Origin of the sequence: Prevotella veroralis DSM 19559 = JCM 6290 (assembly GCF_000377625.1) — a bacterium.
Lineage (GTDB): Bacteria > Bacteroidota > Bacteroidia > Bacteroidales > Bacteroidaceae > Prevotella > Prevotella veroralis.
The window spans coordinates 72,692-86,175 of record NZ_KB898330.1; the positions used below are offsets into that span (position 1 = coordinate 72,692).

At 43.8% G+C, this 13,484-nt stretch carries 9 protein-coding genes; 4 read left to right on the top strand and 5 right to left on the bottom strand.

All coding sequences use genetic code 11. The features are described from left to right. Positions 1 to 163 precede the first annotated feature (163 nt). Positions 164 to 832 carry a 2-C-methyl-D-erythritol 4-phosphate cytidylyltransferase gene (locus tag D464_RS0106765; protein WP_018910731.1) on the bottom strand — a complete coding sequence of 223 codons (669 nt, stop codon included), beginning with the start codon at positions 830 to 832 and terminating at the stop codon, positions 164 to 166. Positions 833 to 846: 14 nt separating this feature from the next. Further along, complete coding sequence (locus D464_RS0106770) at positions 847 to 1,416, bottom strand: DJ-1 family glyoxalase III (protein ID WP_018910732.1); 570 nt, start codon at positions 1,414 to 1,416, stop codon at positions 847 to 849. Positions 1,417 to 1,552: 136 nt separating this feature from the next. Here D464_RS0106770 and D464_RS0106775 point away from each other — a divergent pair, with 136 nt between their 5' ends. The 4 genes from D464_RS0106775 to D464_RS0106790 all read left to right on the top strand — a co-directional run bounded on the left by D464_RS0106775 (position 1,553) and on the right by D464_RS0106790 (position 6,246). Further along, positions 1,553 to 2,443 (top strand): NAD kinase, encoded by an 891-nt coding sequence (locus D464_RS0106775; RefSeq protein ID WP_018910733.1) that lies wholly within the window; start codon positions 1,553 to 1,555, stop codon positions 2,441 to 2,443. Between the two features lie 84 nt (positions 2,444 to 2,527). Next, on the top strand, positions 2,528 to 4,207 hold the full coding sequence (locus D464_RS0106780) for an ABC transporter ATP-binding protein (RefSeq protein WP_018910734.1): 1,680 nt from the start codon (positions 2,528 to 2,530) through the stop codon (positions 4,205 to 4,207). Between the two features lie 101 nt (positions 4,208 to 4,308). Further along, positions 4,309 to 5,244, top strand: a complete 936-nt coding sequence (locus D464_RS0106785; RefSeq protein ID WP_024985752.1) for a redoxin domain-containing protein — start codon at positions 4,309 to 4,311, stop codon at positions 5,242 to 5,244. 486 nt (positions 5,245 to 5,730) lie between these two features. After that, positions 5,731 to 6,246 (top strand): hypothetical protein, encoded by a 516-nt coding sequence (locus D464_RS0106790; RefSeq protein ID WP_004382881.1) that lies wholly within the window; start codon positions 5,731 to 5,733, stop codon positions 6,244 to 6,246. 52 nt (positions 6,247 to 6,298) lie between these two features. Here D464_RS0106790 and D464_RS0106795 read toward each other — a convergent pair whose 3' ends face one another. From D464_RS0106795 to D464_RS0106805, 3 genes are all read right to left on the bottom strand, one after another. Further along, positions 6,299 to 8,242 (bottom strand): glycoside hydrolase family 13 protein, encoded by a 1,944-nt coding sequence (locus D464_RS0106795; protein ID WP_394357748.1) that lies wholly within the window; start codon positions 8,240 to 8,242, stop codon positions 6,299 to 6,301. Between the two features lie 129 nt (positions 8,243 to 8,371). Next, a complete protein-coding gene (gene pulA / locus D464_RS0106800; RefSeq protein WP_004382879.1) occupies positions 8,372 to 10,285 on the bottom strand; it encodes a type I pullulanase in 1,914 nt (637 codons plus the stop codon). A gap of 96 nt (positions 10,286 to 10,381) precedes the next feature. Further along, entirely contained in the window at positions 10,382 to 13,075 is a 2,694-nt protein-coding gene (locus D464_RS0106805; protein WP_004382878.1) for a 4-alpha-glucanotransferase, read from the bottom strand. Positions 13,076 to 13,484: the final 409 nt, after the last annotated feature.

Sequence of the window (13,484 nt, forward strand, 5' to 3'; positions counted from 1 at the left end):
TGGATGTTATGGCGGACAGACGAGGGCGTCTGTCCCTACTTTGTTGTGCTACATTCCACAGAACAAATAACCAGTCTACTTGTTAACCCGTCAACCCGTCAACTCGAAGTAATCATAATTTTGAATTTTGAATGATGATTTTTGAATTATCAGAAGAGCCTTTTTATACCAAAACTTCCGCTATTTTCAGATCGAAGGGAGTAGTGATTTTGATGTTCTCACGATTCCCTTCCACCATAGTGACAGCCTGTCCAATGCTTTCAACAACGCTGGCATCATCGGTAAAGCTGGTACTCTCGGGTTGGTTATATGCTTTTTTGAGGAGTTGGATATCAAATACTTGTGGAGTCTGAACCACTCTGTAATCACTTCGCAACACATTCCTTCCCTTATCGGAATCGCCCACAAAGCGCAAGGTGTCTGTTACGGGCAATACAGGAATTACTGCCTTCTCTCTCTCTGCAGTGTCATAACAACGTGAGATAGCCTCGTTTGAGACGAAAGGACGCACACCATCGTGAATACCAACGAGCCCTTCTGTATCATTGGGTATCATTGATAAGCCATTACGGCACGACTGGAAGCGACTGGCACCACCATCCGCAAGCTGGTAATCTTCGGTGAAATGATATTCTTCACAGAGCTGATTCCAATAATCCTGTTGCTCTTTTGGAAGAACGAGGATGACTTTTAAGTGCTCATCATAGGCGTGAAACCTACTGATAGTGTGCATCAGAACAGGCTTACCAGCAATGGGAAGGAATTGTTTCGGCACCTCCGTTCCCATTCGCAAGCCCTTTCCTCCAGCAACGATAATAGCGTATCTTGTCATCTTCTGACGATGTTTTAATGCAGAGCAATGAGTTCGTTGATCAACATACCCTCCCTGATTTCATTTGCTTTCTCAACTGATACGAGTTGTTCTAAGAGCTTGAAACCATAAACGAAAGCAGCAGCAGGGCCTTTACCTGTTGTTACATTGCCATCAATAGTGCATAATTCCTTGGTGTATTCTGCACCAGTAAGAAACTTCTCAAAGCCTGGATAGCATGTAGCACGCTTGCCCTTGAGGATTCCCAAAGCACCGAGAACCATCGGTCCAGCACAGATTGCGCCCACACGTTTACCACTCTCCACCTGATGAAGCAGTGCTTTTCCAACACGCGCATCGTCCTTCAAGTTCTGTGCACCAGGCATTCCACCAGGTATCAAGAGCATATCTGCATCATCAATAACGCCTAAGTCTTCTATTTGTAAGTCGGCTTTCACCATCACCCCATGCGATGATTCAACGAACGGGGAGCCCGTTATGCTCACAGTCTTAACCTCCACGCCACCTCGACGTAGGATATCTACAGGTGCTAATGCCTCTACCTCTTCGAAACCATTAGCCAGAAACTCATACACTTTAGCCATAATTTATTTCGTATTTAAGTCTACAAATCCAATTAAAAACCTTACTTTTGCAGAAGTAAAGTACTTGCAAATATACTAATTATTCGTCGTTTAGTACCGTTTGCAAGGCTAAAAGATATTTAAAAGGTATGTTTTTATGACTGAGAGGAAACTGAGCTTTGCCGTTTTTGGTAGTGCTTCTAAAGCTTTAGAGTCTATTCGGATAAACGAAATGTTGGGCTATTTGGCTCAACACGAGGCTGATATTTATATAGAGCAAGGCTTCTTTCATGCTTTAGAGAATAAACTCCAGGAGGATTTAAAGATAGCTGGTGTCTTTGAGGGGGTGAACTTTGATGTTGATTATGTTATCTCTCTTGGAGGCGATGGGACGTTTTTAAAGGCGGCAAGTAAGGTTGGTCCGAAGCGAACACCTATCATTGGAGTGAACATGGGACGCTTGGGATTCCTTGCAAATGTGGTTCCTGATGAGGCTCGATCTATCTTAGATGATGTCTTTGCAGGTGATGTTGAGATAGAGGAACGTGCCGTTATGCAATTAGAAGCACTTGGCGAACCATTGGAGGGATGCCCATACGCACTGAATGATATTGCGATCTTGAAAAGAGATAACGCTGCGATGATTTCTATTAAGGCAACTGTTAATGGTGAATACCTCACCACTTATCTTGCAGATGGGCTTGTTATCAGTACGCCAACAGGCTCGACAGCTTACTCATTGTCCGTCGGTGGACCTATTATAGTCCCTCAATCGGACATCTTTAGCATGACACCTGTTGCGCCACACAGCCTTAATATTCGTCCAATCGTTATCAGCGACAATTCCGAGATAACCTTAGAAGTAGAGAGCCGAAGCCATAACTTCTTGGCAGCAGTTGATGGTCGGTCAGAGAAACTATGTGAGGGTGTAACGCTAAAGATAAGTAAAGCCTCTCATAAGGTGCGTATCGTAAAGCGAAAGGAACAGCATTTCTTCTCTACACTACGCGAGAAGCTCATGTGGGGAGCAGATGCTCGTAAGTTCTAGATGAGGCTTGGCTGTAAGAGAATACCACAGCATTTGCTCCAGTAAAGATTACTAGATTAATCACAGCAAACGAAAGATAATGTAATGATTGATACGATAAGAAGACTCTTCCAGATACCCAATACACATTATACCACTAAAGAGATATTCAGGTGGCTATGGATCGCTTGGCGTGGAAATCGACGTCAGGCAGTACTCAATGCGGTGATTGGTCTGCTCAGTGTGGGCGTTTCTTTGGCTACAGTATGGGCTGTCCAAAATGCCATTGATGTTGCTTCACATGTCAAGCCGGGCAGCATTTACGTCGCAGTTAGTATTATGGGAGCCTTGATACTATGCGATTTTGGATTAAACATTGCCTCTGTCTGGGTGCGTAACCTGCTGGGAATAAAGGCGCAGAATAGGATGCAACAGAACATGTTAGACCGTATCTTGCATTCAGAGTGGCATGGTCGGGAGCGTCATCACAGTGGGGATGTGTTGAACCGGTTGGAGTTTGACGTTGCTAATGTCGTCACTTTCCTCACCGAAACGATCCCTAGTTCCATCTCAACATTGGCTATGTTCCTCGGAGCTTTCTGTTACCTCTTAACGATGGATTGGCGACTTGCACTCTTGATTGTCGTCATCATACCATTGTTTGTATTGGTTAGTAAGGTCTATGTTCGTCAAATGAGACGACTCACAAGGGAGGTTCGTAACTCTGATTCTAAGGTACAAAGTGTACTCCAAGAGACCATCCAACACCGCATGTTAATTAAGACTCTTGAGAGCGACGAGATGATAGTTGGCAAGTTAGAAGGTACACAGAAAGAACTGCGACAAAAGGTTATTAGCAAGACAAAGTTCTCTGTTTTCTCTAACTTAGTATTGAACTTTGGTTTCGCATTTGGGTATCTTGTCGCCTTCACATGGGCGGCTATTCGTATGTCACTTCATACATTGTCATTTGGCGGAATGACGGCTTTCTTGCAGTTAGTGAATAAGATTCAAAGCCCTGCCCGACAACTAACAAAGCTTGTCCCAGCCTTTGTCTCTGTCTTTACAGCAGCCGAACGACTGATGGAACTAGAGGAGAATCCACTCGAAGAACAGGGCAATCCGATAGAGTTATCATCGCCTTGCGGCATCCGATTGAAGGGTATTAACTATCGTTACGAGGATGGTGATCGAGAGATACTAAGGGACTTGAACTTCGATTTCTACCCTTGTTCGTGTACCGCCATATTAGGTGAAACGGGAGCAGGAAAGACTACTCTCATCAGGATGTTACTAGCATTATTGAAGCCAACAAAGGGCAAGGTCGAGATTTATAATGCGCAGGAAAGTAGAGAACTATCCCCTCTCATGCGTACAAACTTCGTCTATGTACCACAGGGGAACACGCTCTTGAGTGGTACAATACGTGAGAACCTCCTACTTGGAAAGGTAGATGCTACACAAGAAGAGATGGAAGAAGTGTTATGCAAGAGTTGTGCTGATTTCGTGTTCCACTTGCCTCTTGGACTTGATACTCCATGCTCCGAGCAAGGCGGCGGATTGAGTGAAGGACAGGCACAACGCATTGCCATTGCCCGTTCCCTACTGCGTAATCGAAGTATAATGATATTCGATGAGGCCACTTCGGCACTAGACCCTGAGACTGAAAAGAAGCTCCTTAAGAACATACTCTCTACACATGATAAGACGGTGATATTCATCACGCACCGTCCAGCAGTTGTGGAGTATTGCGACCAAACACTGACAATTGAAAAAATACAATAGGTCTTGTGTTATTGAAAATAAGATAGTATATTTGCAACATAACCAACAGAACTAATACAAATAACGTGAAGTAAGAAAACAGCAAGTAGATAAGTAACGATATGAAAAAGATTTTCCTAACAGCTGCATGTGCGTTCTTTATGGCGGTTCCAGCTGCTCTCGCACAAACAAATGATACCATTCAAGCTGCAATAGACTTGGATGCAAAGTATGCAACTAACATGTTGAAGCCGGGTACGAAAGCCCCAGAGTTTACCTTGAGAACCTATGATGGTAGGGATATCAAGCTGAGCCAGTACCGAGGAAGTTATGTTGTTTTAGACTTCTGGGCGAGTTGGTGCCCTGATTGTCGGCGTGATATTCCAGCCATGAAAGCACTTTATGAGCAGTTCCGCGACTATGGTGTGCAATTCGTTGGTATCTCTTTTGATACCGACCGAGAGGCTTGGGCAAAGACATACTGGAATCGTTATCAGATGAATTGGACGCAGGTGAGCGAACTGAAGAAGTTTAGGAAGAATACAGTTATCGACAAGTTATATAAGATTGATTGGATTCCTTCGATGTACCTCATCGACCCTAACGGCAAAGTAGTTATGGGAACGGTAGAGATCAACAAGTTAAAAGCGAAGCTGGAGTCCATCAACTTGCAACCAAAAGTTAGTAAGGCGGATGTTCTCCCGACGTTTGAAGGAGGGCAGGAAGCCATCGCCAACTATTTTGCACGTAATCAGCACCACAACATTCAGGCTATTCGTTCGAAGGTACATGCCGAAATGACCGTCTTATTTAACGTCGAAATGGATGGTTCCGTGACGGGTGCTCGTGTCGTAGATGTTAAGAATGTGCAGGGTACAAGTAAGCATTTTATGAAGTTGGATGCGGCTAAGCAGAAGCAAGTACTTGCTAATTGCGTAGAGTTCTACAAGGAACAAGCGATCCGATTAACCAATCGCATGGTGGGATGGAAGCCCGCTATGCAGGACGACCGCCCTATACAAGCACGCGTAACTGTGCCTATCATCTTTCAACCCTAACGGCTTTTCAATTCAAGATACAAGCCTCACCCCAAGCTCCTCGCCTACAGAGAGGGGCTTTTTTTACCCTTATCTCACCAGTTAAAAGGCGTAGAGTAAGGATTAATAAAAATCATTTTCTATTCTTACTAATACTCATCTCGTATCTTCTTAACCACAATCTTGGTCTTTAAAAGAGCCTTTTTGGAATCTTCCTGAAGTCTTACAGAAATATTACAAAGGGCTTGTAATACTATTACAGAAGCCTTGGAGAAGTATTACAGAAGCCTTGTAATAATCCTGGAGAGCATTCAGTGCCTCAAAGATTGTCGTGAACCCTGATGGAGCTATCGCTTAATAGCAACTTAAAGGACGATTATTTGGAGGCAAACACATTATTGTGTATCTTTGCAACAGAGGTTACATCAAGCATTTCCGCTATATTCCTAACCTCGAAGTTATTAATTGGATGGATAGGTAACTGCCGTTATTAATAGAATAAAACAGATGAGGAAGCCCGTTTATTTATGTATTGTAATAGCCTTGATAGGCATTAGCTGTTCCAAAGGAAACCGAGTGTTGACGGCGAAGAATACGTCAGAAGCGTATGACTCCGTCGTTATTGAGTCACTTCCAGGCTTTGTTTCCAATCCTAAATACATTGCTTGGATAGTCGATAAACAGGGTCGTTCGTGTAAGTATATACAACATCATGTATCGGGAGAGGGCAAGGTGATAAACACAACAGACATAGTTCAGGTTAGTGACGAGCGCAGTTTCCGAGTCAAAGAACTCGTGGATGACATGTACGTCACAGGCTCTGCTAAGGATGTGATAGCCGTTAAGAATAACGATTTTTGTACTGATAAAGGGAGCTTATTTGTGACTATCTATTATCCAGGAAAGAATATTCGTCATGAGTACGAATGGGGTAAGACGGGTGTAAAATACTCCCCCGAGTTCAAAGAATTAGTACAGTTAATAGGTCTGCAAAAGTTTGAGTCGAACAAAGAAGATAAATAAACAAACAGCGAGAAGAGCTTGATTGCCTTCTCGCTGTTTATTGTTTATGGGTTTAGAAACTGAGTATCATCGTCTGACGATGCCCCAGTGGAATGTCCTTTGTGAGGTCGATTGTCTTGCCAGTTGTGATGTCTGTGGCTGTAGTATGTCGACCTATCACTTCTGCATAACGTGCTACCTCCACCTTATTATCAGCCTTCTTGCCATTGAGAATGGTGAGAACAGTCTTGCCATCAAGCTGTCTTGCGAGCACATAAACACCATGCCAAGGGATGAATTGGGTTTGTTTTCCCTTGCTAATCACCTCATTGTTTTGTCGCCAATGTAGTATTCTTGAAGTCCAATCGAACATGGCGTTCTCTGCAGTTGTGCGCCCTTCACGTGTGAACTTATCGACTTTATCACCTGGAAAACCACCTGGGAAGTCCTTACGAACATTGCCATCTGTAATCTCCTTCGTACCATTCATGAGTACTTCCGTACCATAGTAAAGTTGCGGAATACGGTTCATTGTGAGCAACAAAGCGTAAGCCTGCTTCAGAGCCGTTGTGTCCTTGCCATTGCCAAGGAACCTGTCTGTATCGTGATTCTCGATGAATGCCATCACAGAAGATGGGTTTGTATAGAGGTAATCATAGCACAATGAGTTGTAAATACGGTTCAGTCCCTTCCACCAATCATCGGTTTCTTCGTTCTTCGCAAGCGTTAGCTTATCAAAGAAAGAGAAGTCCATCACCGTCTTCAGATGGCTGTTAATATCAGAGAGCTTGCTATCCTTCTGCCAAGCAGCTGTGTAAGCAGGTTCTGTAACCCATATTTCTCCAACGGTATTGAAGTTTGGGTATTCCGCATCCAATGCCTTCATCCATTCAGCCATAGCCTTTCGATCAGCGTAAGGATAGGTATCCATGCGTATTCCATCTATACCCACTGTCTCTATCCACCACATTGAGTTCTGGATAAGATACTTGATAACGTGAGGGTTGCGTTGGTTCAGATCGGGCATGGAAGCGACAAACCAGCCATCAACAGTCTCCCTCATGTCCACCTTACTAGCGTATGGATCGAGCACAGGAGTTAACTTATAGCTTGTTTGCAAACCATAGTTTGGATAATTAAACCAGTCCTTTGAGGGCATATCTCGATTCCATGTGTGATAGTCACCACAATGGTTAAAGATCATATCCATGACTACTTTCAGTCCTTTCTGATGACATTCAGCAATGAGTTTCTTGTACTCATCGTTTGTACCAAAGCGTGGATCCACCTTATAATAATCGGTTGTTGCATAGCCATGATACGTACTATTCTTCCCGTTATCGGCTGGTCTATCGTTCTCCAAAACGGGTGTGAACCATAGAGCTGTTACTCCTAAACGAGTGAAATAATCGAGATGCTGACGTATACCTTCTAGGTCTCCTCCATGTCTGAGGCTCGGTTCGTTGCGGTCGCAAAGTTGGTCTTGCATACCCTTAACAACGTCATTCTTCGGATTACCATTTGCGAATCTGTCAGGCATGAGCATATAGAGAACATCCGAGTTATCGAATCCCTTGTGGTCAGCACTAGCCATAGAACGAGCCAAAAGTTGGTACTTTCGTTTGATAACTTTACCATCCTTGCCCTTAAATGATAGCGTCATCTCACCTGGTTTAGCGTCTTTTAGATTGAGATAAACCAGTAAGTAATTAGGCGAATCAAGTCTAACAAGTGAGTCAATGCGCACGTTCTGATAATCAGTCGATACGTCAGAGAACTTGATACCCTTACCATAAACCATCAACTGAAGTGTTGGATCTTTCATACCGACAAACCAGTTCTCTGGTTCAATACGTGTGATATCCACTTTCGATACCGATTGACTTTTAGGTACGGATGTACTGTTATGAGCTGTCATAGCTGTTGGAACGATGAATAAAGAGAATAAGAATAAGCTGCTCCATAGCCTTCTTGCGGAACAAAGAGCTGCTTTGTTGATTGTTTGTTTTAGGTTCATTGTTATTCGGAAAGCTCCCCAATCCATTGGAAGGATGGGGAGACTTGTTGAAAAGTTATACTTTTACTTCTTCTTACTAGCCTCTTTTTGCTATCTATTTAACCCTTGTAAGGAAGGGAGGAGACGCGTTTAATCATGTAAGATCAAGGCCGATTGCGCATCAACCATTACTTCTCCGCCTTCCATCTGACCAAGTCCTGCTTCGTTGATATCGCCATTTGCACATACAATCGTGTAGTTCCCTTTAGGGATGTTGACGGTTCTTAGACTTGGATTAGCATTGAGTATGACGTAAATATTGTTCCACTTATCACCACCGGCATGGTCTTTTAGACGGAAAGCAACCAGGCAGTCCTGTACTGGAAGGAACTCCAAATGCTTGCGAACAAGGTCTGCATTGCCTAAACGGAAGGCTGGGTGGTTCTTACGAAGTCGGATGAGACGACTGTAATATTGGAACACTTGTGGGTAAGCAGTTAGGTTATTCCAATCCAAGTGATTGATACTGTCAGGTGAATTAAACGAATTGTGGACACCCTTCTTATCGCGTAACATCTCCTCACCAGATAGCATGAAAGGTACGCCTTGAGATGTGAATACAGCCGTTTGAGCCAATTCGTCCAATCTAATTAACGCATCCTTATCATATACCACTTCGGGTATTGAGGCCTTTAAACGGTCTACTAAGCACAAGTCGTCATGGCAGCTTACGTAAGAGATCATCTGTGTTGGCTCTATTGCGTATGGTTTCTTCGAATAGTTCACCTTGTTGTAATCAACCTGCGGGTGGGCTATCATACCTGCAATACCAGCCTTTATGCTCTCTTCCAAACCTTTCACACCACCCAAGAAGCCTGCTTGGTGATCATCAGAGAATGGTCCGCGCAAAGCGTCGCGGATATCATCAGAGAACGCTGCAATGCCTGGCATTTGTGGAATAGCAGCCTTCATCGCCAGCTTGTCATGCGGATAAGCACAAGTTCCAGCACTCCATCCCTCGCCATAAACGAATATCTCGGGGTCAATAGCATTGAGTTCTTGACGGATATCATTCATAGTTTGAATGTCATGAACGCCCATGAGGTCTACACGGAAGCCATCGATGTGATACTCTTTGACCCAGTATTTCATTGACTCAAGCATAAACTCGTGCATAAGTGACTTCTCACTTGCCGTCTCGTTACCACAACCTGAACCATCCGAAGGCGTTCCGTCAGCCTTATAACGATAGTAGGCTTTAGGGAAGGTACGCTCGAAGTTGCTGTTAGCAAGGTCGTAAGTGTGATTATAAACAACGTCAAGTATCACCCTAATACCGGCTTTGTGCAATGCTTGTACCATCTGTTTGAACTCCATGATACGACGAGTTGGCAGACTGGCATCGTATGAGTAACTCCCTTCGGGGACGTTATAATTCAACGGATCATAGCCCCAGTTGTATTGAGGAACATCTGGTTTCGACTCGTCAATAGAGGCAAAGTCGAAGGAAGGAAGAATGTGAATAGCATTCACACCCAACTTCTTTAGATAGTCAATAGCCTTTTGCTCCGTCAGAGCAAGGTACTTCCCTTTGTTTACAAGACCAGATGACTTATCTATAGAAAAGTCCCGATGATGTAGCTCATATATAATAAGGTCGGCTGGACTCTTCGTCGGAACGCGTCTATCCGAGTCCCATCCAACAGGGTTAGTGTCCCTCATGTCCACCACAGCTCCACGACTACCATTGCATCCAACAGCCTTTGCGAAGACACCAGGAGTTTCTCCCTTACCAATATCAAAGGTATAGAATTTCCCTTTTAAGTCGCCTTTCACGACCACTGACCATGTATTATCACCACTCTGCGTGAGCTTCAACTTCTTATAAGCCTTACCACCAAGTCCCTCATCATATAGCCTTAGTACAGGTTTTGATGGTGCATTGAGACGGAAGGTTGTAGCCGATGGTGTGTAAGACACCTCATCGAATCTCTCTTGTGCAGCTGCACCTTGTGAGAGTATTAAGGCAGCGATAGAAGCAGCCAAATAATACTTTATCTTCATTGTTATGTTAGTCTTCTTAATGAATAGTTATAGATGGTTTTATTGATAATAGGCGATTATAACCACTTGTCAAAGCATCATAATCGCCTAATAGAATTATCTTCCAGCTTGGTTAATCAAGTCAATTACTTGTCCATTAAAGTCCTTGTTCTTCATTAACTCTTCGATACTTACATGCATACGATAGCGCCAGTAGTGCTTAGGATTAGCCGGGATGTTAATGCGTTCGGCGTCAGGATCAGCCAACCGGAGCGTTTCATCAATACTCATCCAGTCTTGAATGCCTAAGATGCAGAGCATACTTGGTGATGTCAAATGGCGACTAACGATGTCACGAGCAAGCCATCCAGGTAATGGGTGAGGTGCTGGTCCACCACGATGAAGCATACTATTGAAGTAATCCTGCGCCCTTGCCCAGTCTTCATCCCACCATTGTCGAAGTGTAGCCATGTCATGTGTGGAGATAGTACTTACACTTCTGTAGGGGTTCTGACCCAAGTGTCCGAATCGAACATGCGGGTCTTTCGGCATACTCTGTATCTCCAAACTAAGGATACGAAGCTCATTCATTACCCAGGCAACGCAATCAGGCACCATACCTAAGTCTTCGGCACATACCAACATACGTGTTGCATTCACCAACTTAGGCAACTTCTTCATTGCTTCCTGATACCAGAACTGGTTATTGCGACGATAATAATAATCATTATAAAGCCTGTTGAATACTGCTTTATCACTATCGTAAAGACTCTCATAGATGAATGCGAACTGCACACTAATGCGTGGATGGAAGCGGTTAGGATCCTTATGATCACGCACAAAGAGCACATCGCTAATCAGAGAATACAGACCGTCACGTATCCAAACATCAGTATCTGAGGTCTTACCAGCAAATGCCTTTTCTACCTTACGTTGCGTATCGAAGGCTGGACGCATCTTGTATCTGTCACCCCAAATATGCTCAACATACTTTTGACGAACCTCATCTGCATGCTCTCTAAATACACGATCTAATATCCAATCAGTGATGAATGGCTCGGTAAATAACTCCTCTTGCCAGTGTAAACCATAGCCCTCAATCTCCTCACGACTCATGCCGAGCGATGGAGCAAACTGTCCTAACAAACCATGAACAGAGCTTATTGGAATCTCCCATATACGGAAGAAGCCTAAGACATGATCGATTCGGTAAGCATCAAAATACTTCGACATGTTCTGGAAGCGACGTATCCACCACTTGCAGCCATCGCTTATCATCTCCTCCCAGTTGTATGTTGGAAAGCCCCAATTCTGCCCATTTACAGAGAAATCATCAGGTGGCGCGCCTGCCTGACCATTAAGGTTGAAGTATCGAGGTTGCGCCCACACGTCACATCCGTAACGGTTTACTCCGATAGGAATATCGCCTTTCAGGATCACTTTATGCGCCTGTGCATACTCGTGGACAGCCTTTAGTTGACTGCTAAGGATATATTGTACGTAATAGAAGAAAGCAACCTCCTTGTATGCTTTCTCCTTTGGTGATGATAGCTGTTTACGCTCTGCTTCATCCCATTGGTTATGGTCGGACCAACGTGAGAAGTCAGCTGTTCCATTCTTATCACGCATGTAGCAATATTGAGCATACGGCACTAACCAGCTCTCTGTTTCGATGAAGAAGGCTTTAAAAGCATCACTCGTGAGCACCTTCTGACCCTCTTGTTCGAATAGTAAACGTAGATATTCTGTCTTCGCGTCATTGACTCTTTCATAGTCAATCTGCGGTAAGGCGTTAAGTTCTTTACGCAAGGCTTCGAACTTATCACGCTGCTCTTTATCCTTTAAAGCAGGTAAGGCGTTGAGATCAACATACTGCGGATGAAGTGCAAAGATGGATATACAGCTATAAGGATAGGAATCCGTCCATGTGTGAGTGATGGTTGTATCGTTGATCGGAAGAATCTGTAGCGCACGTTGTTGCGTCAGACTTACCCAGTCAATCATCTTCTTTAGGTCGCCAAAGTCGCCTATTCCGAAGCTATACTCCGAACGAAGAGAGAAGACAGGGACTAATGTTCCGGCTATGCGAACGGCTGGAAGTGGGAAAAAAGCCTCATCCAACTCATAGACCATGACGTCTCCTTCATCCATAGGGGGCAACTCCACAACGCGATTATCGCTGTATTCCCATACGATAGCATCGTTATCTGCTTTGTTTTTAATGAAGAACTTCACTTCTAAATGGCTGCTTGCCAACTTTGCACCATCAATAGTTACCATCCACTCATTGATGTTGTGCTGTGTCATCTTCAGTGCTTTCTTTTCGTTCCAAGCGCCTAATGCTGGTTCAGCACCAATGAGATAGAGTTGATCATCAGCCCTCAACTGTGGTGCACGCACCTTGAGTGTGACCGATTTATTGAAGTTGTTGAGCTTAACCTTCTCTTGTTTCTTGCCAACAACACAATCAGCAATAGCAGAAGAGTATAGGTATGCATCCTCTGGAATATCACTCCAGTGGTCATAAACACAATAGTTTAAACCGCGTTCAGCATCGAAGTTCAATTGATGACACATGACGCTCCATTCCTTTCGCTCCTCGTTATCGCCACGAAGAACACTATAGAAGTAATCAATCTGCGTCCCCGGCTTCACGTCCTTACGCACTTCTACGCTCCAATGATAGCCGTCTAAGGTGTGCATCCTGTACTGTGAGGTCTCATTCACCCCGTTATGTCTCCCTGTAATTATGCTCAAGACAAGTTCTTGACCATAGTAGGTTTGATAGTTTATGTTAAACTGTATGTTCATAGAGTTGGGTAGTTATTTTTCGTCAAAGTTAATAATAATAATGTGAATAAGCAATAGCTCTTTGCATGATTTATATCAATTTGTGCGTAATCGTTTGCATTCTGCATACGAGGGAATGCTTAAGTTAATCAGAAGTAATAATAATCTTGAATTGAGAAGGTGCTTTCTTTGATTTAAAGAGGGCGTTTCTTCACCTCAAAGAGAGCCTCTCTTCACATCAAGGAAAGGCTCTCTTTGTTTGTAAACGATACTATCTACTCCCCTTTTCATTCGAAGAGGGGTTTGTTATGAGGCTGTTTGTGGTTTGTTGTGAGGCATTTACTAAGGTCTGTTCCTATGCTTTCTGTCTTAAAGGAATATTATTGTGGAAGCGGAGGTAAGGGCTAATACAAAGTAAAAAGGCATATCG